Source organism: Kribbella sp. NPDC050470 (assembly GCF_044458365.1).
In the GTDB taxonomy this organism is placed as follows: domain Bacteria; phylum Actinomycetota; class Actinomycetes; order Propionibacteriales; family Kribbellaceae; genus Kribbella.
This window is the reverse complement of sequence record NZ_JBITHV010000009.1, coordinates 132,403-154,855: the sequence shown is the minus strand read 5'-3', so window position 1 is coordinate 154,855 and position 22,453 is coordinate 132,403. Positions and strand designations below refer to the sequence as shown.

The 22,453-nt window shown below is 68.2% G+C and carries 20 protein-coding genes, 1 tRNA gene and 1 pseudogene; 9 read left to right on the top strand and 13 right to left on the bottom strand.

Annotated features, from left to right (window positions below):
* Positions 1-74: 74 nt before the first annotated feature.
* Entirely contained in the window at positions 75-359 is a 285-nt protein-coding gene (locus tag ACIBGM_RS27535) for a hypothetical protein (protein WP_360535421.1), read from the top strand.
* Between the two features lie 29 nt (positions 360-388).
* Entirely contained in the window at positions 389-1,588 is a 1,200-nt protein-coding gene (locus tag ACIBGM_RS27530) for a vanadium-dependent haloperoxidase (RefSeq protein WP_396387155.1), read from the top strand.
* On the opposite strand, the gene ACIBGM_RS27525 is transcribed toward ACIBGM_RS27530, so the two are convergent.
* Entirely contained in the window at positions 1,569-2,531 is a 963-nt protein-coding gene (locus tag ACIBGM_RS27525) for a phosphotransferase enzyme family protein (protein ID WP_396387154.1), read from the bottom strand. The genes ACIBGM_RS27530 and ACIBGM_RS27525 overlap by 20 nt on opposite strands.
* A gap of 58 nt (positions 2,532-2,589) precedes the next feature.
* Here ACIBGM_RS27525 and ACIBGM_RS27520 point away from each other — a divergent pair.
* Positions 2,590-2,883, top strand: a pseudogene (locus ACIBGM_RS27520) (DUF6882 domain-containing protein); the annotation flags it as partial.
* A 318-nt stretch (positions 2,884-3,201) separates the two neighbouring features.
* On the opposite strand, the gene ACIBGM_RS27515 reads toward ACIBGM_RS27520, so the two are convergent.
* Positions 3,202-3,693: a YajQ family cyclic di-GMP-binding protein gene (locus ACIBGM_RS27515; RefSeq protein WP_360535429.1), complete on the bottom strand. Its 492-nt coding sequence runs from the start codon at positions 3,691-3,693 to the stop codon at positions 3,202-3,204.
* Positions 3,694-3,775: 82 nt separating this feature from the next.
* Between ACIBGM_RS27515 and ACIBGM_RS27510 the strand changes: the two genes are divergently transcribed.
* Positions 3,776-3,861 (top strand) — tRNA-Tyr (locus tag ACIBGM_RS27510).
* A 458-nt stretch (positions 3,862-4,319) separates the two neighbouring features.
* Here ACIBGM_RS27510 and ACIBGM_RS27505 read toward each other — a convergent pair.
* Together ACIBGM_RS27505 and ACIBGM_RS27500 are read right to left on the bottom strand one after the other, a co-directional pair.
* Entirely contained in the window at positions 4,320-4,904 is a 585-nt protein-coding gene (locus ACIBGM_RS27505; RefSeq protein WP_396387153.1) for a hypothetical protein, read from the bottom strand.
* 41 nt (positions 4,905-4,945) lie between these two features.
* Positions 4,946-5,659, bottom strand: coding sequence for a hypothetical protein (locus tag ACIBGM_RS27500; RefSeq protein WP_360537111.1), 714 nt, complete (start codon positions 5,657-5,659; stop codon positions 4,946-4,948).
* 255 nt (positions 5,660-5,914) lie between these two features.
* Here ACIBGM_RS27500 and ACIBGM_RS27495 point away from each other — a divergent pair, with 255 nt between their 5' ends.
* Positions 5,915-6,145, top strand: a complete 231-nt coding sequence (locus ACIBGM_RS27495; protein WP_360537109.1) for a hypothetical protein — start codon at positions 5,915-5,917, stop codon at positions 6,143-6,145.
* On the opposite strand, the gene ACIBGM_RS27490 is transcribed toward ACIBGM_RS27495, so the two are convergent.
* The gene (locus ACIBGM_RS27490; protein ID WP_396387152.1) at positions 6,142-8,382 is read right to left on the bottom strand and encodes a LuxR C-terminal-related transcriptional regulator; all 2,241 of its coding nucleotides are present in this window, start codon (positions 8,380-8,382) and stop codon (positions 6,142-6,144) included. The two genes, ACIBGM_RS27495 and ACIBGM_RS27490, sit on opposite strands and share 4 nt — an antisense overlap.
* Before the next feature lie 844 nt (positions 8,383-9,226).
* Between ACIBGM_RS27490 and ACIBGM_RS27485 the strand changes: the two genes are divergently transcribed.
* Complete coding sequence (locus ACIBGM_RS27485) at positions 9,227-9,370, top strand: hypothetical protein (protein ID WP_396387151.1); 144 nt, start codon at positions 9,227-9,229, stop codon at positions 9,368-9,370.
* A gap of 551 nt (positions 9,371-9,921) precedes the next feature.
* On the opposite strand, the gene ACIBGM_RS27480 is transcribed toward ACIBGM_RS27485, so the two are convergent.
* The 6 genes from ACIBGM_RS27480 to ACIBGM_RS27455 form a co-directional block, all read right to left on the bottom strand.
* Complete coding sequence (locus ACIBGM_RS27480; protein ID WP_360537904.1) at positions 9,922-10,308, bottom strand: SHOCT domain-containing protein; 387 nt, start codon at positions 10,306-10,308, stop codon at positions 9,922-9,924.
* Positions 10,309-11,208: 900 nt separating this feature from the next.
* Positions 11,209-11,505, bottom strand: coding sequence for a hypothetical protein (locus ACIBGM_RS27475; RefSeq protein WP_360537866.1), 297 nt, complete (start codon positions 11,503-11,505; stop codon positions 11,209-11,211).
* Positions 11,506-11,722: 217 nt separating this feature from the next.
* Positions 11,723-12,463 (bottom strand): PP2C family protein-serine/threonine phosphatase, encoded by a 741-nt coding sequence (locus tag ACIBGM_RS27470; RefSeq protein WP_396387150.1) that lies wholly within the window; start codon positions 12,461-12,463, stop codon positions 11,723-11,725.
* 835 nt (positions 12,464-13,298) lie between these two features.
* Positions 13,299-14,474 carry an NAD(P)/FAD-dependent oxidoreductase gene (locus ACIBGM_RS27465; protein ID WP_396387149.1) on the bottom strand — a complete coding sequence of 392 codons (1,176 nt, stop codon included), beginning with the start codon at positions 14,472-14,474 and terminating at the stop codon, positions 13,299-13,301.
* Entirely contained in the window at positions 14,471-15,037 is a 567-nt protein-coding gene (locus tag ACIBGM_RS27460; RefSeq protein WP_396387148.1) for an OsmC family protein, read from the bottom strand. The genes ACIBGM_RS27465 and ACIBGM_RS27460 overlap by 4 nt, the downstream gene beginning before the upstream one ends.
* Before the next feature lie 226 nt (positions 15,038-15,263).
* Complete coding sequence (locus ACIBGM_RS27455; RefSeq protein WP_396387147.1) at positions 15,264-18,071, bottom strand: ATP-binding protein; 2,808 nt, start codon at positions 18,069-18,071, stop codon at positions 15,264-15,266.
* 370 nt (positions 18,072-18,441) lie between these two features.
* Here ACIBGM_RS27455 and ACIBGM_RS27450 point away from each other — a divergent pair, with 370 nt between their 5' ends.
* Positions 18,442-18,828 carry a DoxX family protein gene (locus ACIBGM_RS27450; protein WP_360537876.1) on the top strand — a complete coding sequence of 129 codons (387 nt, stop codon included), beginning with the start codon at positions 18,442-18,444 and terminating at the stop codon, positions 18,826-18,828.
* Positions 18,829-18,876: 48 nt separating this feature from the next.
* On the opposite strand, the gene ACIBGM_RS27445 is transcribed toward ACIBGM_RS27450, so the two are convergent.
* Entirely contained in the window at positions 18,877-19,767 is an 891-nt protein-coding gene (locus ACIBGM_RS27445; RefSeq protein ID WP_360537878.1) for an RNA polymerase sigma-70 factor, read from the bottom strand.
* Between the two features lie 140 nt (positions 19,768-19,907).
* Here ACIBGM_RS27445 and ACIBGM_RS27440 point away from each other — a divergent pair, with 140 nt between their 5' ends.
* Both ACIBGM_RS27440 and ACIBGM_RS27435 read left to right on the top strand, forming a co-directional pair.
* Positions 19,908-20,390, top strand: coding sequence for a carboxymuconolactone decarboxylase family protein (locus ACIBGM_RS27440; RefSeq protein ID WP_396387146.1), 483 nt, complete (start codon positions 19,908-19,910; stop codon positions 20,388-20,390).
* Between the two features lie 89 nt (positions 20,391-20,479).
* A complete protein-coding gene (locus tag ACIBGM_RS27435) occupies positions 20,480-21,580 on the top strand; it encodes a hypothetical protein (RefSeq protein WP_360537880.1) in 1,101 nt (366 codons plus the stop codon).
* 6 nt (positions 21,581-21,586) lie between these two features.
* Here ACIBGM_RS27435 and ACIBGM_RS27430 read toward each other — a convergent pair whose 3' ends face one another.
* Entirely contained in the window at positions 21,587-22,432 is an 846-nt protein-coding gene (locus tag ACIBGM_RS27430; protein WP_360537882.1) for an LLM class flavin-dependent oxidoreductase, read from the bottom strand.
* Positions 22,433-22,453 lie beyond the last annotated feature (21 nt).

The following is a 22,453-nucleotide window of genomic DNA, read 5'->3' as shown; positions in this document are numbered from 1 at the left end:
GACCGGCCCGTCGCGGCGACGGTTGGTGACAGGAAGTTCCGCCGACGGGACTTCCACGAATGGGGAGGAAACTCATGAAACCGCTGTCTCGCCTGGCCGCACTGGCGACCACGCTGCTTGTCACCATCGTCGCACTGTCCGGTACGGCGTACGCGAAGCTGCCACCGGAGGACCCGGACACGGCGATCCCGCCGTCGTACGACGGTGGCGTCGCCGCACAGCCGACCGTCGTCGTCGAGACCGGCCTGTCGCTGCTGCAGGTAGTCGGCCTGATGCTGCTCGCAGCCATCGCGGCGACTGTCGTCACGGCGATCGCCGGACGCCGAGTGCCGCGCATCGCGGCCGTGGGGTCCCGGTGAGGGCACGACACAGGTGGAGGTGGCCGGCGTTGCTGGCCACCTTCGCGCTCAGCGCAGTCGGGCTGTCGCCCACTGCCACCGCCAAGGCGCCGTCTGCCGCCCCGGTGCTCGACTGGAGCCGGGTGGCGACGCAGGCGATCGTCACCGGGCGGCCGCCGGCCAGCTCCGAGATGCTGATGGGGATCGTGCACATCGCGATCGCCGACACCGTCGCCGGACTGGGACACGGCCGGCCGTATGTGGCCGCCGTACGTCCGGACCGGCACGCGTCGGCCGCGGCCGCGGTTGCCACGGCGACGTACGACGTACTGAAGGCTCGGGTGCCGGCTGTGTCGCTGGAGACGACGTACGCCGACTACCTGGCCGGTGTGCCGGACGGGAAGGCCAAGACGCGTGGGATCGCGCTCGGGCGTGCGGTGGCGGACGCCGTACTCGCTTGGCGGGCGGGGGACGGTCTGGACAACCAGGTGCCGTACGTGCAGCGCAAGCCGGGTCCTGGCGTGTGGGAACCGACTGCGGCGACGCCACCGGTTGACCTGGTGCTGACGAAGGTCAGGCCGCTGACGCTGCGGTCGCGTTCGCAGTTCCGGCCGGACGGTCCGGATGCGCTGACCAGCAAGCGGTACGCGCGGGACGTGGCTGAGGTCGCTTCGATCGGCCGCAAGGACAGTACGACGCGTAGCGCCTGGGGGACCGAGACGGCGATGTTCTGGTCGGAGCAGGCTGCCCAGCAGTGGAGCCGCGCGCTCCTGCGGCTGGCGAGTGATCGGCACCTGTCGCTGCCCGAGGCAGCCCGGATGCTGGCGCTGGTCCACGTCAGCAGTGGTGACGCGCTGACGGCCTGCTGGGAGGCGAAGTTCTACTACCGCTTCTGGCGGCCGGTCCACGCCATCCAGCGCGCGGACACCGACGGCAACCCACGTACGACGGCCGACCCGACCTGGCAGCCGCTGCTCGGCGCCAACCACCCGGACTACCCGTCTGGCCACGCCTGCTTCACCGCATCGGCCACACGGGCGCTGCAGGCCTACTTCCACACCGACAAGGTCTCGCTGACGGTCGAGAGCCAGGTCACTGGGACTACTCGGACTTACAGCCGGCTCTCCGCGGTCCGTGCCGAGGTGACAGAGGCCCGGATCCTGTCCGGCCTGCACTTCCGGCACGCCATGGAGGACGGCAACGCGTTGGGGACCGACGTCGCCAACTGGGTCAGCCACCGCCTCCGCTAGCCGCGAGGTGGGCGAGACCACCAGGCCCGAGGACTCCTCTGAGGATGCTCAGGGAGTCCTCGCGGTCTGGACCGGTGATGGCCTGCTCGGCCCACAGCACGACGTCTTCCACGGCTCTGGCGTGGCGGTAGTAGGTGACCGCGTCCGGGTCGGGCTCGAGGTCGCCGTACCCCTTGAAGAAGGCTGACAGGTGCTCGGGGGTGGTGGGCCCGAGGGAGCCCATGCCGCCGAGCATGAACATGAGGTCTTGCTCGGGTGGTGCGAGTACGACGTCGTCCCAGTCGATCAGGTGGACGCTGTCGTTGACGAGGACGTTGCCCAGGTGCGGGTCGGCGTGGCACACGACTCGTCGGCCGGTGGGCTCCGGCGGGCGGGTGGTGAGCAGTCTGGTGATGGTGTCCTCGTGCTGCTTCCAGACGGCCGCGAGCTCCTCTTCCAGCTCGTCTTCCGGCGGCTCTGTGGTCAGCCGGGTGTCGATCTGCTCGGCCAACTGCGGGATGCGGGCGTCTACCGGGCTGCGCGTGGGCAGCGCGTTGCGGAGGCGTTCGGGCGGCTCTGCGGCGTGGACCCGTCTGAGGAGTACGCCGTACTGGGTCCACTGCTCTGCGGTGAGCCCGGTCTCCGCGGCACGCGCTCCGTCGATCCACGGCGTGACGGTCAGCCGCTTCTTGCCGTGGAAGCTCCAGAGCCCGCTGTCGACCGTCCGGACCAGCTCCGGCACGCCTTCGATCCCACTGTCCGCCAGGAAAGCGGCTACCTGATGCCCGGTGTTGGTCCCGGCCGCGCTCCACTTCACCGCATACGTGTTGGCGACCGTCTGCACCTTCCACACCTGAGCCGCGACATCGGCTCCGTGAGCCACCGGTGCGATCTCCATCACGCCCAGCCCGAAGTCCTCGAGCAACCACCGCCGCATCAACGTCACCCGCACGCCCGCCAGCATGCCCGCTCCAGTCCGATCCGACCACGGATTTGGCCCCGGGACCTGACACGATCCGCCGGTGGACCACGATCACAGCGACTGGGAACACGTCGTACGAGAAGCAACTGCGCGCGCCGCGGCGGGCCAGCAACACCTGATCGACCGCCTCGGCGCGGACGCGCAGTACCACTGGGATCTGGAACAGGCGACCATCGCGTGGTCCCGCCAGGGCGAGGTCTTCTGCACCGCCCGGCTCACCCTGCTCGGAACGGTCAGCCTCACCGAGTCCACGTGGCTCTGGTCGTGGGCCAACGACACTCTTCCACCGGCCGCTGTCGGCGACACCGCCCTGATCCGCCAGATACGGCGAGCACCACAACTACCCCGTACTCCCCTGGCCCTCCTTCAACCACCAGCCGGACCTCGTAAAGGAAGCCCGCGTGGTGTCAGCCGCCGTCCTCGACGCCACCGCCCTGTGGACGGACCAGTCCGACGACCTGCAACTCCACTTCGGGCTGCACGACCTCAACGCGCGCTGACTCGGGCCTGCGGATCGCCAGGCCACCACAATGTGGGGCTGGCCGGCTCGGCAGGCGCGGATTCGCCGCGAACGGGCGATTGTGATGGCCTGGGCGTCCGGCGTGGCCCGCCGCTCCCCCGGCGCCCGGCGTCGGCTGGCGTCGGGCCGCGGTCAGCGGTAGTTGACGAACTGGACCGCGAAGTCGAGGTCCTGGGACTTGATCAGGGCCTGGACGGCCTGCAGGTCGTCGCGGCTCTTGCTCGAGACGCGGAGCTCCTCGCCCTGGATCTGGGCCTTGACGCCCTTCGGACCCTCGTCGCGGATCAGCTTCGACAGTTTCTTCGCGTTCTCCTGGGTGATGCCGGCGCTGATCGAGGCGTTGATCTTGTAGATCTTGCCGGACAACTTCGGGTCGTCCGCCTCCAGGCCCTTGAGCGAGATCTGCCGCTTGACCAGCTTGTCCTTGAACACGTCCAGTACGGCGTTCACCCGCTCCTCGGTGTTCGCCTGCATGTCGATCGCCTCACCGGACCACTTGATCCCGGCGTCCACGTTCTTGAAGTCGAACCGCTGGCTGATCTCCTTCGCCGCCTGGTTCACGGCGTTGTCCACCTCCTGACGGTCGACCTTGTTCACGATGTCGAAGGAGGACTCCGATGCCATGGGCAGTTCCTTTCCGATTTGCTGTCAGGGGCACTGTCTGTTGTATCGTCTCCCACGCCGGTTCACGAACCGGCAGCACCCTGGCGGGTTGCCCGAGCGGCCAAAGGGAGCAGACTGTAAATCTGTCGGCGTATGCCTACGCAGGTTCGAACCCTGCACCCGCCACCAGCACGAAAACAGGCCCTGACCTGCGGAAACGCAGCTCAGGGCCTGTCTCATGCTGTCCGACAGTGTGCGGCCGTCACCGGACTCACGCAGGCATGTCGGAGGTCGTACGGATGCCGGCCGAGCGGCGAAGCGTACTGCTCTTCGCTGAGCGCCCTCTCGCGCGCCTCGTCCCAGAACCGTGTCGACGTGTTCGGGTGGACGGGGTTGCAGTAGGCCTTCAGTGACACCCGCCCGAACGGGCCAGTTCGAGTAACGAAGAGACGCCCACGCGGTCCAGTGCCGAATTCCTTCAAGTGGCGCTTGAGCAGTGCGACCAGCTCGGGGCAGACCGGCACGATCCGCGTGCTCCTCGTTGAGTGCGGTGCTTCAGCGGCCGATCTTCGCGAACGGCCCCGCTGCCGGTACGAGTTGACGGTGCCCACCCGCACTAGCTCCAAGAGGTGCAGTCGGGTGACCGGCTACCTCAGCACAGAGTCAGCGCTGTGTGAGTGGGGGGCATGTCCGGCGGCGGGCGGGTTCGCTGCCAGGGCAGCAACGGTGACGGCGGCCGTCGCGAGCGCGCCGACGGCGATCATGCGGAGCTGCACCTTGGTGAGAGCCGTCGACTCCTGGACGTTAGGTCGCCGCGCCGTGAGCATGAGTAACACCACGACGACTGCCTCTAGGCCGCTGCAGACCAGGTCGGCTGTGCCCAGGGCCTCGGCCTCCCACGGCTCGGGTCCCACGGGCAGCCCGGTGGTGCGGGTGACGAGCCAGAGGCCGATGACTGCGGCGTTCACTGCCGCGACGAGGCGCGGGTGGTGCAGGTCGTCTGCCAGGAGCTGCACGGCCCAGGCGATCTGCGCGACCGCGAGAACGACGAAGAAGGCGCCGTACGGCCACCACTCGGCGACGTGCTCCGAGACGACAGTCAGGTGAATGAGCCCGGCGCCGAGTGACGCGAATCCCGCCCACCATCGGATCACCACGACCCCGCCGGGCAAGCTCAGGCCCCGGGCGTCGACCGAGTCTCGCCGCGCGTCCTTGGGCACGCTGTCGACCATCGTGGGCGGTTCCCTGGCGGGCAAGGCGGTCTGCGGGCCCCTCATGACACCGACGCCCGCTGCTTCGGCCGCGTCGCGTCCGGCGCCCGCAGTTGACGCACACCGACAGTTCCGACGCTGGCGCACACGCACAGGCCGGAGGCGATCTCGAGCGGCGGATACGGGAGGAAGCTGAGCACGCCGACGATGCCGATGGGCAGCAACAGCGCGAGGAACATGTTCTGGATGCCCGCGCGGTGCTCGCCGATGCAGACCACGATGAGTCCGACGACGAGGATCCCGAAGACGATGCCTGTCGGGATCGCGACCGCTTGGTTCGCCAACGCGTCGTCGATGTAGGTCTGCATCGTGTTCGTGTCCAGGCTCTTGCTCGCGCCGGCGACGTAGGTCATGAAGTCCATTCCGTCGAACGCGCCCCAGCCCACGAAGCCCATGGCCGAGAGCACCAGCCCCCAGAAGGCTGCCTTGGGGTGGGTGGGTCGGATCAGCCGCGTCAGCCCGATCACTGCGACAATCAGGGTGACCCCTGACAAGAAGAAGAGCGTGTGCGCGACGAAGAACCGGGTGGTGTGGTCGTACGCGGCGTGGTAGTACGACGCGCCGTCCGTAGCCCGGATGCCATGCGGGGGATGGATGATCGTGGCGCCGAGGACAGCGAGCGAACCGACGATCATGAAGACGGCGAAGCCGATCCGCTCGACGTGGGAATAGCTGTCAGCCGCAGTGCCTGTGGGCTGACCTGTAGGGGTGGCCATTGCTTGGCCTCCTTTTCGCATCGGGTGACGCGGCCGACGTGGCCGCCGCTCCCGCGCAGCGCTCCTTGCGGAGTCGATGCGTGAGGGTTGGACGACGCTGGTGTGTTGCTTTCCGCTGTCGACGTGTGTGCCTTTCATACGGCGTTGACGTTAGATTTCGCCTTGGCTGCAGTCATCACCCGTTGCGTGAGTTCCCCTAGGGGAGATCAGGTCACGGATGATGACTCCGTCGGCGGCCAGGTGGATGCTTTCCAGGTGAACTCAGGCTCCGCTGCCCACTCCAGCCTCCCGGTCTGCTACCGCATCGTGGTGCGAGGCGAGATCACTGAGCGGTTCGCCGAGGTGCTGGAAGGCGTCGTCGTCGAGCAGGCCGGTGACGAGTCGATTCTGCGAGTCGAAAATGCCGACCCGGCCAAGCTTCAAGGCGTCCTCGGTTGGCTCTACGAGCACGGCGCCGAACTCGTGAGTCTGCGCCGGGCGGACTAGGCGGAACCGGTTGGTGTGCCGGAGTCGGTGATGAGGCCGAGTTCGCGTGCGCGAGCGATTGCCTCGTCTCGGGACGAGCATGTCAGCTTGGCGTAGATCGCCTTGGTGTGCGAGTGGATGGTGCTGGTCGAGACGAAGAGCTCCGATGCAGCCTCTCGCTCGGTTGCGCCGGTCGCGAGCACCCTGAGCACGTCCAGCTCACGCTCGGTGAGCCTCGTGTTCTGATCGCCGCGACGGTACGCGGGCACCAGGGCACGTGCGGCTTGCCTGAGCCGCTCACTGAGGATGCCTGGGTCGCGGCAGGCGTCGATCAGGGCTCGTGCCTCGCTGATCAGCGAGCGCGCCTCGCTGCGTGCTCCGAGGGCTTGCTGGACTGACGCACGCGCGAGCAGCGCCTCTGCGACGTGAACGGGTTCCCACGAACCGCGCATCTGCTCGATACCGATGCCGATGATGCTGTCCGCCTCCTGGTGGTCGCCCCTCCGGCTGCGGATCGTGCCGTCCAACACGTGGTAGGAGCCGACATGGGGCAGGTCCGCGAAGCCGAACACGGTGGCCATCTCAAGGGCATCGCGAATCCACGCCTCGGCCGGCTCGAGCTCTCCTGATGCGAGGGAGACCTCGGCCAGAAGGCTCCGGGCATCGCCACCGGCGATCCACTGCTCGCTTCGGGAGGCCAGTGCGACGGCCTCCAGGAGCGGCTCACGCGCCTGCTCTGGCTCGCCTGCGAGAATGAGGGCCCAGCCGAGGTCGAGCGCGGCCAGGGCTTGCCAATCGGACTCCCGCCTGCGCTGACTGCTGTGAGCGAAGCGTGCGGCGGCCAGCATCGCGCCCACGTCTGACCACGGGAAGGTCGCGCGGACGAGCGAGGCGCCATCCTCGACCGTGCCGGATCCGTCGGGGAGCTCCCCTTCGTAGCCGAGGCGCGACGCTGTCGCGAGCGCCTCCATGCCGCCGTCGGCATCACCTTGGAGACCCGAGACCCATGCCTCGACCAGGAGGAGCCTCGCATCGGTCTCGACGACCGGTGGCGGAAGTGTCTCCAGCCAGCCGCGCACTGTCGCCAGCCGCCCGAGATTGAGATATGCGGTCCCATGTGTTGCCACCAGCGTGGCGGCCGCATCGAGATCGCCGCCGGCGAAGGCGTGACGGATCGCCGCGCTCACCTCACCCCTCGCCTCGAACCAGGCCCTTGCCCGCCGGTGGAGCATGGTCCGCCGGTCGCTGTCCCTCCGGCCGAGCTCCTCATACAGCGCCTGGGAGAACAGGTGATGGTAGCGGAACCAGTTCCGGTGGTCGTCCAGCGCGACGAGGAAGAGATTCTCACGCTCGAGCTGCGCGAGGAGACTCACCGAGTCGTCCCGCCCGGTGACCGCGTCACACAGTGACCCGCACATGCCATCGAGGACTGAGGTGTCGAGGAGGAACTCGGCAAGCTGATCGCTCTGCTGCTCGAGCACGACCTCCATCAGATAGTCGATGACCAGGCGGGTTGTCCCATCGAAGTCGGACAGGAGCGCGGCGGGATCAGGGGCGGCGCGGAGCGAGAGGAAGGCTAGGTAGAGTCCGACCGGCCAACCCTCAGTGCGTTCGTTGAGGACCAAGATCGACTCGGGGCTCAGATCGAGTCCCCAGACTCGGTTGAGCGCATCCGCAGCCTCGGTGTCGTTGAAGGCGAGCTCAGCCGCTCGCACATCCAACAGCCGCCCATTCGCCCGCCATCGCGCCATCGGCAGCAGGGGGTCCGACCGCGTCGAGATGACCAGCCGTACGGTCGGCGGTAGCCGTTCAAGGAACAACGCCAGGGTTTCGTGGCACGGACGGTTCGTGATCCGGTGGTAGTCATCCAGGACGATGACGATCTCGACGTCCACGGCGTACAGCTCGTTGAGGATCCGCCCCACCGTCGTGTCGATAGCCAACCCGCCCAGCGAGCTCAGTGCAGGCAACACCGAGTCTGCGAAGTTCGGAACGACCCGAGCGACCGATGCGACAAGGTGTGACCAGAACGCGAGCGGGTCGTTGTCATCCTCGTCGAGGGACAACCATGCGAACGGGCGCTCGTCTACCGACTGCCACCGCGCAAGCAGGGTGGTCTTGCCGAACCCCGGCGGCGCGACCACGGCGATGATCGGCTCTTCCGCGGAGGACAGACCCTCGACCAGTCGCGGGCGCGGCACAATCGCCGATCGAAGTCTCGGAGAGCAGAGCTTGCTCTCGATGAGGACCGAGCTCATCAGGAGTCATCCCCGCTCGCTAACCGAGCGTTGTGGGCCTGGGGTTCGTTCGTCGGCGACCTTCGGGACGATCGAGGGTCGAACAACCGCCGGAGGTGGCCTACACGCTGAATCGGCATGCTCTAGCCCACAGGTCAGGTTTGGTCGTTTCGCATGCGCGCAGTCATCAGATCAGCTCCAAGCTTCTCGGCCATGAGGCCGAATGACCCCGTCGCCGCAACCACCCTGCGCGCGCGAACCCTGTGCCCATCGGCCAGACCCCCAATAAGCCGCCCCCTCCAAGGCTATAGACAGGCTACGCCTCGTGCGGACGAAAGAGTCAGTACCGTGCGCCCACGAACCCGGAGTCGCAAGTTCAAATCTCGATAGCCGACCATCCGAGCGAAGTGTTCATGGACCGTCCAGCTCGTCGCTCACGGTCGGTTTGTCGGCGGTATGTCGAAGGCGATGCAGTGGTACCCGTTTGCGCAGGTAACTCGGTCCCGCGAGCTGGTCTGTAAATCTGTCGGCGTATGCCTACGCAGGTCGAACCCTGCACCCGCCACGAGCAAGGCAGAAGGTGCAAAAGTGGCCGCTGACCTGCGGAAACGCAGGTCAGGGGCCACTGTCGTATCTGGGGTTCGGTGTCCGGCGGTGTCCGGTCAGGACCGGCGAGCAACGGTCTTGTTTGCCCTATTCCTACCCTGGCTCTTCGGGGCTGGTCCGGCCTCGTCCGCGTCCGTCGCGACCATCAGCCGCTTCAGGGCTGTGCTGGTCCGGCCGTCGATGCACCCGGCGTAGACCTCCATGGCCATCTTTACCGAGTTGCCAGCCACTCGGCTACCTGAGTGGCGGGGACGCCGGCGTGCAGTTGGAGGCGATCCGCCACGCGGCGAAGGTCGTACGGTCGAGCGGCGTGGCGCTTCGCGAGCTGGTCCGCGGTCAGCACCTTCGCGCGGCCTTGGCACAGGTGCGGGTGACGGTGTTCGGGTGGACGGGCTTGCAATAGGCCGCTGGCAACGGGCGCCCGAATTGGCCCGCGCGGCTGACGAAGAGGTGGCCGTCAGGACCGGGGCCGAAGCGCTCTCCGTGGCTGCGCAGCGCCCGCACGAGAGCCGGTGGTGCGGGTACTCGTCTCGTGGTGTTCTCGGCCCGGTCCTTGTTCAGGTGCCGCGCCTCTGCCGGGCGCATGGCGGCGTCTGTCTACCGCCACCCGGCTCGCGGACCTCCTGGCACATGACGGCAACCATGGGTGGACCGCCTTCGGTCCGACCAACGTCCTAATCCACCGGGCGTCGGTCGCGGCCGAGTTCGGAGATCCGTCCAGCCCGCGCAGGAGTACTCGCGTGACCGATCGCACCCTCTACATTGGAGTCCAAGAGGACTCCGAAGGCCGACGCTGTGATCGTCGCGCCTCTGACCTTCAATACGCTGAATGCGTGGGCGAATAGGAATGCCCACACCTACCCCCTGACAACCCTCTGTGCAGCGCTGGCATCGCGTACCCCCACGGTCGCTGTCCCGTTCGCAAAGCAATATCTTCACGTGAGTTCGGTGTGGTCAGGCAAGCGCCTTGGCCTTGAGGGATTCGTACTCGGCCTGCGTGATCGTTCCGGAATCGAGCAATTCTTTGGCGCTTGCAATCTCGTCGGCCGGGCTCTTGGAAGTGCGTGCAACCTCCTGGATGTACTTCTCCTGCGCGGCCTGCTGGTCCGCAAACGCCTTCTGCTGCCGATCGTTCATGCTCCGGCCACGGACAATGAGGTAGATCAGTGCCCCCAGCCACGGCACGAAGATGAGCAGGATCGCCCAGCCGGCCTTTGCCCACCCGCTGAGCGACCGGTCGGTGAACAGGTCCCACAGGCAACGGAACCACACCATCAGCGCGGCGATCCAGATGAAGAACCAGAAGCTCCACAGGAGGACTTCCCCGAAGTCATTCGTCATCGCGTCCACGGCCGTTCCCTCCCAGAGATGAGCGCACCCGGCGCCCGGTGAGCACCGCGTTCCCAACAGTTCGTCAAAGTCACCATGGCAACGACGCGTTGAAAACGCCAGATCCTGGCCCTTGCGAAGTCGGACTGTTAACCCGCCGGCCACTGGGCAGCTTTAGTTGCCGTCGACACGGACGCAGTACGGCGATATGACCCCGTCACTCGCTCGTACAACCGGAGCGGACCGCCCCCGTACACCTGTACCCAGACCCGTACCCAGGACGGACTTTGCAGACGGGTCGGGATCGGCGGGAGCATCAGACGGATTGAGCGATGCTCAGGCCTGACTCGTGCCACCCATGCGGCTCCGGAGGGTGGGCAGGCTGCTGACCTGCGCCTTTGTGTCGGCGGGAGGCGTTTCGGGGTGACTAATTCGGGGGTTGGTAGCCGGCGGCGTGGCCTCGTTCATCCGGTCGGCGCCCACCGCGTCGGGTGCTCGGGCCGTGCGGACCGTGCACCAGCAGGGCCATCCGGTGGTGGGGATCGACCCACATCGGGCTCGGCTCACGATGCCCAGCTCGCACTGCTGACCGAGATCCCGCGGCAACGCCTCCATGAACAGCAAGGCGTGCTCGACTTTGCCGGCGGTCCGTGGAGTGCGACTCCAGTCTTCGTCGGCAGCATTCACTCGCCTTCGTTGACAGACTGGTTGCCATCGGCGACTGATCGCTGCGGTTCATCGAATCGCCACCGCCGAACGCGGCGACAACGCAGCGACAACGCAGCGATCTGGATGCTCTCTTACAGTTGCGCTGACGGCGCAGGTTCCAGGAATGGACCATGGAGGGGCAGTATGTGGTGCCGAGTTCCCATCATTTCCCGCCGCGGCGCGATCTGCTTCGCACTCCTTGTTTCATCGGCCGTCAGCTTGCTCCTGGCTCACCCGGCCGCAGCCCAGACCACCGACTTCAGCGCCGAGATCAAGGGCACTCAGCAGCTGCCCTTCGGGTGTCCGGACGGTGCCCAATTGTGCGGCGACGCGATCATCGAGGAGTTCGGTGCGGCGCAGTACCGCTTCTTCATCGATCCAGCAAACGGGCGAGCCGTGCAGGGAGTACACGGCGACGGCCAGATTCACGCTCGCTGATGGCAGCACGCTTACCCTGGCTGAGGCCGGAGTGGGGTGCGGCGCCGGCAAGACCTTCTTCAAAGGCAAAGGCTACGGAAACCCACGCCGCGCTACCGGCAGCTGGGAAGTGCAAGACGCGACCGGTCAGTTCGCAGGGATGACCGGCGTTGGTGGCCTGACCCGCCACCTCGCAGGCGCGCACCTCAGCAGCACCTACAGCGGCACCCTCGAAGTCTGAGCGCATCGCGGTCTCACCAGCTGACGGCGGGTAGGTGGATCGCCTCAGGCGTCGTACCGGCTAGCGTTCGACCTCGACCAGGGCCAGCGTGATGTTGTCCGGGCCACCGCCGGCGATCGCCGCCTTCCACAACTCGAAGACTGCCCTGCCACCGCGGTGATCGCTCAGCAGCCGTCTGATCAGCTCGTCGTCGACAACGTCGCTCAAGCCGTCGGAGCAGACCAGATAGCGTTCCGCGTCGTTCAGCGGGCGGATGCGGACATGCGTGTCGATTTCCTCGTACGACGGATATCCGCCCAGCGTCTGCGTGACGATCGTCGTATGTGTCTGTCCGGCCTGCAACGGCGGACTGTCGTCGATACTCAGGCGCGAGAGTTCGAACCCGTTGCAGGCGTACACCCGGCTGTCACCCACGTTGAAGACAAACACCGAGTCCGCGGTCAGAACGACACCGGCTACGGTCGTTCCCATGGTGATGCAGCGCGGATCGCGGTCGGCCGCCTCGTAGACCCGCTTGTTGCATTCGTCGATCGCCGAACGCACGGACCGCTCGTCGGCCAGATGCGGCCCAACCCGTGCCAGTTGCTGGACAACCAAAGTGCTGGCCAGCGCTCCGGCCGGATGGGCGCCGAGCCCGTCGGCGACGGCGACCACCAGTGGCCGCCCGATCGGGAACATGAACGTCTCCGGGACCTGCGACATGGACGCGCAAAGAGTCCACGGGCCGACGACGAGACTGTCCTCGTTGTGGTCACGGAGCAACCCGTCGTGGCCGAGCGCGGAGACGGCGGCAAACCTCACCAGTGCTCCAGATACGGTCGATCTGGTCCTGCCTCGACCCTACCGCGACGGAGCCACATGGCCAGCGCGAAATCGGTCGCGGATCCGTCATTCGGGCTACTCATACTCCGGAGATCGCAGACTGGGTGCCGGGACCTTGCGGTACCGGTCTGGGGTGATTCCGCGTCCTCGTGCCCTGTTTGTGCCCTGGCGTCGTCTGGGAACGGCGTTTCGCCTGGTCAGAGCCTAGGTTGCGGTCTGGGCTGTAATCTGTCGGCGTATGCCTACGCAGGTTCGAACCCTGCACTCGCCACGAAGTCGATAGGCGACCTGTGTCCGCGGAAAGCGCGGAGCGGGTCGCCTTCGTCGTGTTGTGCGGCTGCGCTTCGCTTGCCGCGAGCGGGGGCTCCGCCACCCGCACCCCCTGGGCCTTCGCTTCGCTCGGCCGCTGTGGCCGGGCGCGCTGTCGGGGGGCGCCTTCGCTTCGCTCGGCCGCTGGGGCTGGGGGCTCGCTGTCGGGGGGCCTTCGCTTCGCTCTGTTGCTTGGCCGCTTTCTGCTGTCCGTCGGTGCAGGTCGCTTCTGCGGGCCTAGGAGCGGCGTTGGACGTACATCCGTAGTAGGCCTCCAGTGACCGGTGAATGGCGCGAGCAACTGTCGAGCTTGCGACGCCGTGGCCTGGTGAAGGCGCGGCCGCGGAAGCGGCCGCGGGACTCCTCTGTCCGCTTCGAGCGGCCGGGTTCGATGCAGTTGTGGAGGCGATGTCGTGGGCGGGCCAGCTGGTCAGCCCGGCGCCGGGGAGCTGCGGGAGGCGGAGGTCGTCACCGGTGTCGATGACCATTCGCGGTCTCAGATGAGTCAGGACGTCGGCTCAGCGCCGAGAGCGTCCAGTTGGTGCAGCCAGCTCACCTCGTCGTTCATCGCGTTGCTCAAATGGAGGAGCAGGGTCGGAATCTGGTCGAGGTTCCAGGCAAACGATGCGATCTGGTCGGTGACGTCGAACAGGCGCTCCGAGAGGCGATCTCTGGTGGCCTGGTACGTCGCGAGGGCGGCCTCTTCGGTAGCTTCTCCACTTGACGCTGTAACGATCGCTCGGGCGAGGAGCTCGGCGTCGCGGAGTGCGTCAGTGATGCCGTGGGACGTGATCGGGTCCTTGAAGTAGCCGGCATCGCCTACCAGCGCCCACCCGGGTCCGTGGGCGCGCCGGATGAAACCGGGTCTGGCTGTGAACACGTGCAGCTGCTGCGGTGGTCGTGCACCGGCAGCGCGGTGAGCCCCGCCCGGGGCCGCCTCGCCGAGGAGCCGGTCGTAGACGCGAGCTTTGCCTGTCCTGGACTCGGATCGGAATCGTCGCCGCGAGGTCGCGGCGAAGACGCACACCTGGCCACGGTTGGTGGGGAAGTAGCCCGCGGCGGTTCCCGATCGATAGAACAGCTCGTAGTCGTTGACACGCATCCCGTCCCAGTAGCCGTAGATGAACGCAGCAGCACCGGTGGCGGCCCGTTCGACCGTTGCGCCTGTCAGGCGAGCGATCGTGGAGCCCACACCGTCCGCACCGACGGTGATCCCGGCATCGGCGGTGAACGAGGCACCCGTGCTGTCTCGACCAACAACCCCCGTCACCCGTCCGGCACGGTTCAGACGTAGCTCGGTGATGGCTACGCCAAAGCGGATCTCGGCGCCCGCGTCCCGGGCCGCGTCGACCAGGATGGGGTCGAGGACGGTCCGGCGCGGGGCGTACAGGGCTTCGACGCCGGCATGGGGCTTGATCGGCACCTGGATTCGTTCCTCGCCGTACTGGAACACGCAGCCCCGCACGGGTGGCGTGCCGGCGGCGATCTTGTCCAACAGCCCCAACCGGGCCAGTTGCAGGACACCCCCGCGCAACAGGGCATGGGTGGAAAGGGTGTCGGCTCCGTAGCGGCTGCGGTCGACCACCAGCACCTCGAGTCCGGCACGGGCCAGGATCAAGGCCGTAGCGGCGCCCGCGGGACGCGCCCCGACGACGACGACGTCGTACGGGCGCCGGGTCACGTGCGTACCTCGATGCTCACCGGCACGCTGTTGGTGATGATGTCGTAGACAGCCGAGCGCAGCCGTGACTGCTCGACAACCTGACGGAGCTTGTCAGGATCGTCACCCTCGAGACGGAAGCTGACCCGGATCTCCTGGTAGCCGTTGCGGACGCCGTCCGACAGGCCCAGGATGCCGAGCAGGTTGATGTCGCCTTCGACGGTGGACTCGACCGAGGTCAGATTGACGCCGCGCACAGCTGCGATGTTGGCCAGCCCGGAGGTGAGGCAGGCGGCCAGGGCGTGTAGCAGGTACTCGACCGGGGTGGGTGCGTGGTCCGCCCCCACGAGCACCTCTGGGTGGTCGGCGTCGATGGTCGCGGTTTCCCGGTGGGTGAGCTCCTGTCCGGCGCCGTAGAACCCGTGGATGGTCGAGCGGTTGTGAGTCCCGTTGACCCAGCGGTTGGTCGCGCGGAACTGGAACTTTGCGAGGTCCGGGGCAGCTGCGACGGCGTCCAGGGTGGCGAACAGGGTGGCCGTGTCTACGCCGTTGTGCATAGGCGACTCTGTGGCGGTTGTGTTCATGTCGCGGATCTCCTTCTGTGCGATGTGTTTGTAAGGCCACCGTCGTCGTGCGGCGGGCCAGGCGCATCCGTGCCGGCTACGGATAGGCCACTGATTCCACGGATCAGGGGCGGACCGATGGTGATGCCCCGAACACTCAGCGGCGCACGTGTCTCTGAGCGCGAGGCCGAGGTGCTCGCGCATGTGGATGAGGGAGGGTTGCCCGATTCGTCTGAACGACGCGCGATCAGGTGGTCATCGGCGTCGCGCCGATCGCAGTCATGATCGCCTCGCCTTCGGCCCGCGATTCGCCGCCGGTGAGGACGAGGGTGCGGGCGCATTGATAGCGGCACCCGGCGGCGTCGAGAGCGGCGGCGGCTGCCAGGAGCCCTTCACCGTCGTGCGCGTCGATGGCCTCGGCCCGGTCGACGATCGCCGACGCGATCGGATTGTGGGCGACGATGAACCTGGCCCGTTCGATGCGTTCGTGGCGGTCGGCCCGTTCGGCCAGCACCGCGACCTCGGCCCAGAGGGCGGTGTACCACTGCCGCCAGACGCCGTCGTGCCACTGCCAGTGATTGAACGACTCGGGTGCGTCCGTCAGCAGGGCCAGCGCGTCGTCGAGCTCACCCCGGTGCAGCGCCACCAGCCCGCCGAAGACGTGCATGTACGCCGGCGTTCCGGACACCGCCGGCACCGCCGCCCGCAGCATCTCGGTGAGGATGGCGAGCCACTCGCGGCGCGCCTCGTCGTCGCCGCGGATGCCGTACACCATGGCCGCCGCCGCGGCGGCGAAGGCGAAGCCGGACATCGGCGGACGGCCGGCCTCGATCCATCCGCGCCGGAATTGGAGGGCGAGGTCGACCACCTCGTCGAACTCGCCGGCGTCGGCTGCCGTCGTGAGCAGCCAGGCGACGGCCAGGTGATCCGTCTCGCGGAAGAAGGGCAGCTCGCGCCGCTGCTGGGCGTAGTGGCGAGCGGCCTCGAGGTTCCCCGCGGCCACGTACACCACGCACGCCATGTGCAGCGCGTCGGTGTACTCCCACGCCATCTCGACCTCGTGGGCCCGGGGTGTGAGCAGCTCGAGGCGACGTCGGACGGTGGCGGCGGCGCCCTCGTACTCGCCGCGCGCGAGCTGTAAGCCGGTCAGCGAGTCGAGGGTGGAGCTCTCCAGACGGGCGTCGTCCACTCGCCGGGCCAGCTCGACGGCGCGTTCGATGAGCTCGCTCGACTGCGGGTCGCGCTCGTCTTGAAAACCGACGACGTTGAGGATGGCCGCCTCGACGTAGGGATCACCGAACGCCAGCGTCCATGCCTCGTCCAACAGGGCCTGTCGTTCGCCGGGCGAGGCCAGCTCGGACATGACGCCCGGTGCGTGGAGGACGAGTTCGGCGGCGGTAGCGAGCTCGACGGCAGCACGCCGCCGGTCACCAGCCCGGCGAGCCTCGTCGGCGGCGGCTCGGTACAGCCGCACCGCCTCGTTGCCCGCCCCCCGGCCCCAGGCCACGGCCGCGCCGAGATGCAGATCCCGGGCCGCTTCGGCGGGATCGGCCGCGAGTGCCGCCGCCTCCTCGAAGCGCCGCTGCGCCTCGCTCGGCATCCCCCGGGCGAACGTGAGCTCGGCCAGCCGCCCGGCCAGCTCATGGGCGTCGGCCCGCCGCAGCGGTTGGCCGATCGCCCAGCCGAGCGCAGCCCGCAGGTCGTCGGCGACCTCGTCGAAGTCGGCACTGATGTCGCCCTCGGCCGCTTCCAGCCGGGCGGCTGTCGTCAGGCACCAGCGCACATGACGGCCTCCGACCTCGGCCCGCTCACCGACCTCGGCCATCCGCTCCGCGCCGTACTGCCGGATCGTCTCCAACATCCGGTAGCGGGTTCCGCCGGGGGCCGGCACCACCACCAGCAGGTTGTGGTCGGCGAGGCGCGCCAGCGCCCCCGCCACCTCTCCGGGCATCAGCGGAGCTTGCCCGGCCACCGTGGCAGCCGCCGTGGAGGTGAACGCTGCCGCGAACACCGACACTCGGCGCAGGACGATCTGGTCTCTCTCGTCGAGCAGACCGAAACTCCAGTCCAGGGCGGAGCGCACCGACCGGTGCCGGTCGTCCAGCCGGGGTCCGCCCGCCAGCAGGCCCAGCCGGTCGGCCAGACCCGCCTCCAGGCCGTCGAGCCCGAACGTGGTCAGCCGCGCGGCCGCCAGCTCGATCGCCAGGGCGATCCCGTCCAGCTCGGCGCAGATTGCCGCGAGCCGGCGGCGGTCGTCGGCGTACGGCGAGGACCAGCCGGCCATCGCGGCCCGCTCGACAAACAATGCCACCGCGTCGCCCCGCCCACCGGCTTCGTCGAGGGACAGCCCCGGCACCGGGAAGACCGATTCGAACGGCACCTGCAACCGGACCCGGCTCGTCGCCAGCACCGTCACCTTCAGGCAGGTCGACAGCAGCCGCTCGACGAAGGTCGTCACGCCGTCCACGAGGTGCTCGCAGTTGTCCAGCACCACAAGCGCCTCGGCATCGGCCAGCTTGGCCACCACGGTGTCGGCCGGTGTCCGCCCGGGCTGTTCCCCGAACCCGAAAGCGCTCGCCACCGCGGCGCCGACCATTGTGGTGTCGGTGACCGGGACAAGGTCGACGTACCACGCGCAGTCCGGATAGCGGCCGCTGATGTCGCCCGCCACTGCCAGCGCGAGCCGTGTCTTTCCCACCCCAGCAGGGCCGACCGCCGTCACCATCCGGTGCCGGGCCAAAGCGTCTGCAACGGCAGTCCGTTCGTCGGTCCTTCCCACGAACGACGTCAACGGCGACGGCAGCGACGGGCTCGCCGCCCGGGTGGCAAGGCGATTGTCCGCTTCCGCGAGCGTGGCGGCCGCGCCGGCGAGGGCTCGGCGGTCGGACATGCCAAGCTTTCTCAGCAGCGACGAGACGTGGCTCTCCACGGTCCGGGTCGAGATGAACAGGCGGTTGGCGATCTCGGCGTTGCTGAGACGCTGACTTACCAGGGCGAGCACCTCGGCTTCACGCTCGGAGACGCCGGCGTTACTGAGGAACCCGGGCTGGGTCATGGCACCGGTCAGGATCCGTGGTCGATCCGTGGCGGATCCGTGGCCGGCATGGATGAGTCGGACCCTCGCCAGCACGGCAGTGACGGCATGCCGACACGATACTCCCGACCGGACCGATGAAGGCGCCTGCACCCCAGCCAGCCCGTGGACTGGCGAGGCTTGGTCCAGGCACTCGGCTCGTCGCTCGCTTGTCGGCTGCCACGCTGGTCGTGTGGCACCTCGTCCTCCGCCAGTCGCTCGGAGAGCGTGAGGTCGACGGTCGGCCTGCCGTCGAAGTCCACAGGGCAGCCAACTTCGATCGATGTCACAGGGAGCGCGGCTTCGGCGTCTCGTGGGCGACAAGAACCTGTGGATGTCACGGAGAAGATTGATGGATGTCGCGTTGTGGATTGTTGCCGGCCTGCTGGCGGTCGCCTACCTGTTCGGAGGCGGCGGCAAGGTGGTCATGCCGAAGGAGAAGATCTTCGCGTTCGGGCCGAGCGCCCACTGGGTCGAGGACTTCAGCGCCGGTGGAGTTAAGACGATCGGAGCCCTGGAGATACTCGCGGCGGTCGGGCTGATCCTGCCCGCCGTACTGGACATTGCGCCTGTGCTGGTCCCGGTCGCCGCGGTCGGTCTGGTGGTGCTCATGACGGGTGCTGCGATCACCCGGTTCCGCCGCCGCGAGTTCAAGTACGTCGCGGCCGACCTGGTCTACCTGGCCCTCGCCGCCTTCGTAGCCTGGGGCCGCTTCGGCCCCGAGTCCTTCACCGCCTGAGCACACAGAACAGCCCCTGACCCACAGCGGTCAGGGGCTGTTCGTTGGTCAGCGAGTGACAGCGGTCTCTTGCTCGACGCGGGAGAGTTTTTCCGGGTTTCGGATGACGTAGAGGCCGGTGATGAGGCCTTCGTCGATGCGGAGGGCCACTACGTCGTCGATCTCGCCGTCGATGCGGACGATGAGGCCGGGGTAGCCGTTGATCTGGACGGGCTCGACGGCCACGTCGGCGGGGAGGTTGGGGAGGCCGGCGGAGAGCAGGCGGGCGACCTTGTCGGCGCCGACGATCGGGCGTGGGACGGCCTGCTTCACGCCGCCGCCGTCACCCAGGAGTACGACGTCCGGCGCCAGCAGATCGAGGAGGCTCTGGAGGTCGCCGGTCTCGATCGCCCGCTGGAACGCTTGGAGGGCGTCGCGGGACTGCGCCTGCGTGACCGAGCCGCGCGGGCGGCGCGCCGCGACGTGCGAGCGGGCCCGGTGGGCGATCTGGCGTACGGCGTCCTGCGACTTGTCGACCGCCTCGGCGATCTCGTCGTACTCGAGGGCGAAAACCTCTCGCAGCACGAAGACGGCGCGCTCGGTCGGGGTGAGGGTCTCCAGGACCAGGAGCATCGCCATCGAGACGCTGTCGGCCAGCTCGACGTCCTCGGCCACGTCGGGAGCAGTCAGGAGAGGCTCGGGCAGCCACGGGCCGACGTACGACTCCTTGCGGCGGCCGAGTGTCCGCAGCCGGGTCAGCGCCTGGCGGGTGGTGATCCGGACCAGGTACGCGCGCTGGTTCCGCACGGTGTCCAGGTCGACGTCCACCCAGCGCAGCCAGGTCTCCTGCAGCACGTCCTCCGCGTCGGCGGCCGAGCCGAGCAGTTCGTAGGCGACCGTGAACAGCAGGTTGCGGTGGGTGACGAAGGCCTCCGTGGCGGAGTCCATCCGCTCGCTCATAAGTCCATCCTCTCTGTCACGCACGAGACGCCGGCCGGGGCCGGTTTGTGACATCGGGTTTCGGTGGCTCACGTCACAGTCACAGCGTGCACACCAGCGGCATCTCGTGGTCAAAACCAACAACCACGAGGACGACGCCCATGCGATTCAACATGATGGAGAACGCGTTCGCGATGAAGCTCGGCAAGCGGCTCGCGGGCCTCAGCGTGCTGCTCGAGCAGTCGACGCTGCCGAAGTCCACGCAGGAGCTGGTCAGCCTGCGGGCCAGCCAGATCAACGGCTGCGGGTTCTGCGCCGACATGCACACCAAGGACGCGGCGGCCGCGGGCGAGACCGCCGTACGGCTGAATCTGGTCGCCACCTGGCGCGAGTCCACGGTGTTCACCGACGCCGAGCGGGCGGCGCTGGCGCTGGCCGAGGAGGGCACCCGGATGGCGGACGCGGCGCCGGGCGTGTCCGACGAGACCTGGGACGAGGTCCGCAAGCACTACGACGACGACCAACTCGCGGCCCTAGTCACGCTGGTCGGCCTGATCAACGCGGCCAACCGGATGCAGGTCATCGTGAAGAACCCGGGCGGCTCGTACCAGGCCGGCATGTTCGACGCCCTGGTCACCAACTGACGGACCAAAACCCCGGCCCGCCGCGGAATACCGGCGGGCCGGGCTGTGGTTTGCTCTGATGACCGAGTAGGCCGAGAGGAGCAGGTGCGTTGAAACCGACCGAGTTCGTGAAGGTGAACACTCAGTTCTGGGGGGAACACCTCAAGAGTGTGAGTGACCACCTCCCGGCCAGCCACGGCGCCGAGCTGCCGGGCCAGCTGCTCTACCCGCGCATCATGCTGCTCACCGAGACGCCGGACTGGAACATCCTCGAGCTGGTCGGCGTGAGCCGCGAGTACCGCTCCCTGGAGGTACGGCGGCAGAAGGCGAACAGCGTCGAGGAGTATTTCGGCGTCGCCGACGGCACCCCGGTCCTCACCCTCCCCGGCGAGAACATCGTCAAGGACGCGACCGTCGCCACCGAGACCGGCCGCCGCGAGCTGGTGGACTGGTTCCCGGGCGTGGAGAAGATCCTCGGCACCGAGTACGTCGGCCCCGGCGACCAGCTGCTGAAGTTCGCGCCGGGCAACTACTCCACCTTCGACCGGGTCCTGTTCGTGCACTCGGCCGGTACGGCGACCCGCACCCACTGGACCTTCTTCGCGCTGGCGATCCACCGCTCCGAGCCGGCCGGCAAGTACCTGGACTTCCTGCGCAACTTCGCCGGCGCCGCCGCGCACCTCGACCCGGTCGGCACCGTGAGCGCGCCGAAGGGCGACGAGGGCCTGAAGAGCGAGGCGTTCACCAGCACCTACCTCGCGCACGGCCTGCCGAACGCGACCGCGGAGGAGTTCCTGGCCGAGCACGAGAACATCCTGCTTGCCGCCTTCGACGCGACCCGCCTGATCCCCCGGCCGTCGCTCGAGGGGCCGGACGGCGTCGTCACCCCGGACTTCATCCTGGAGCGCTCGGACGGGACGCACATCGTCGGCGACCTCGGCCTCCCGCTCCGCGAGCCCGGCAAGAAGCACCGCCGCTCGGCCACGGTCGGCGAGAGCGCGGCCCAGCTCGCGAAGTACGCCGACTACTTCAAGACCCCGGAGAACCGCACCTTCGTCCACACGAAGTACGGCGTCGAGGTCGACGAACCCCGCAAACTGCTGATCACCGGCACCCACCAGCCCGTCACCGCCGCCGAGCTCGCCGACGCGGCCGCCGAGATCATCGACTACGACACCATCCTGCGGTTGTACCTGGCCGCGAAGGCGTAGCTCAGCTCACGCCGGCGGTCCTAGCTCGATGCGCCGGCGGAGAGCGTCGTACTGACCGAGTTTCTCGAACGGGAACCGCTCGTCCCACCACGTCGCGCCGGCCCCGGCGAGTGGGGCGAGCAGGTCGCGAGCTCTGGCCGGGTCGACCGGGCTCGAGCCTCCGACCACCAGGTCGAACGGCTCGTCCCGTTCACGGTGCGAGCGGATGTAGGCGAGCATGTCGGCCACCACGGCCGGCTGCGGCGGCTCCTCCCACGCGCCGACGGTGAGGATGGCGCCGTCCCAGCGGGCGGCCCGCCGGGCCGGCGGCTTGTTCGGCCAGTGGCCGCCGATCCAGATCGGGACCCGCGGCTGCTGCACCGGCGTCGGCACCATCACGACGTCGTCGATCGTGACGTAGCGGCCCTGATAGGTGACCGGCTCCCCCGTCCACAGCCGGGTGATCGCCTCCAGCCCTTCGTCCAGCAGGGCCGCCAGCAGTCTGGGGTCGGTGGGTTCACCGAACCGCCCGTACTCGTGGGGGATCGGGTCGCCCAGACCGACGCCGAGGATGATCCGTCCGCCGGACAGCCGGTCGAGCGTGGCGATCTCGCGGGCGAGCTGCTGGGGCCGGCGGCGCGGCACCGGGGTGACGGCGGTGCCGAGCCGGATGCGGCTGGTCGTGAGGGCCGCGGCGGCGAGCAGGAGGTTGGTGGCGGCAAACTCGCCGATGAGGTCGCGGTTGTAGCCGATCAGCTGGTCCCAGACGAACGCCCCGTCCCAGCCGGCCTCCTCGGCCAGGCGTGCTGCCTCGGCGACCTTCCGCGGATCGGCGAAGTCCCCGAAGTTGGGGATGTTGATCGAGCACCGCACACCAGCAGTATGCGCCGACCG

Bases quoted from the DNA above. Each gene is read 5' to 3' on its own strand.
- ACIBGM_RS27535 (WP_360535421.1), top strand. From the start codon at position 75: ATGAAACCGCTGTCTCGCCTGGCCGCACTGGCGACCACGCTGCTTGTC.
- ACIBGM_RS27500 (WP_360537111.1), bottom strand. From the start codon at position 5,659: ATGGCCACCCCTACAGGTCAGCCCACAGGCACTGCGGCTGACAGCTAT.
- ACIBGM_RS27450 (WP_360537876.1), top strand. From the start codon at position 18,442: ATGGATGTCGCGTTGTGGATTGTTGCCGGCCTGCTGGCGGTCGCCTAC.
- ACIBGM_RS27515 (WP_360535429.1), bottom strand. From the start codon at position 3,693: ATGGCATCGGAGTCCTCCTTCGACATCGTGAACAAGGTCGACCGTCAG.
- ACIBGM_RS27525 (WP_396387154.1), bottom strand. From the start codon at position 2,531: ATGCTGGCGGGCGTGCGGGTGACGTTGATGCGGCGGTGGTTGCTCGAG.
- ACIBGM_RS27440 (WP_396387146.1), top strand. From the start codon at position 19,908: ATGCGATTCAACATGATGGAGAACGCGTTCGCGATGAAGCTCGGCAAG.
- ACIBGM_RS27445 (WP_360537878.1), bottom strand. From the start codon at position 19,767: ATGAGCGAGCGGATGGACTCCGCCACGGAGGCCTTCGTCACCCACCGC.
- ACIBGM_RS27460 (WP_396387148.1), bottom strand. From the start codon at position 15,037: ATGAACACAACCGCCACAGAGTCGCCTATGCACAACGGCGTAGACACG.
- ACIBGM_RS27505 (WP_396387153.1), bottom strand. From the start codon at position 4,904: ATGGTCGACAGCGTGCCCAAGGACGCGCGGCGAGACTCGGTCGACGCC.
- ACIBGM_RS27455 (WP_396387147.1), bottom strand. From the start codon at position 18,071: ATGACCCAGCCCGGGTTCCTCAGTAACGCCGGCGTCTCCGAGCGTGAA.
- ACIBGM_RS27480 (WP_360537904.1), bottom strand. From the start codon at position 10,308: ATGACGAATGACTTCGGGGAAGTCCTCCTGTGGAGCTTCTGGTTCTTC.
- ACIBGM_RS27490 (WP_396387152.1), bottom strand. From the start codon at position 8,382: ATGAGCTCGGTCCTCATCGAGAGCAAGCTCTGCTCTCCGAGACTTCGA.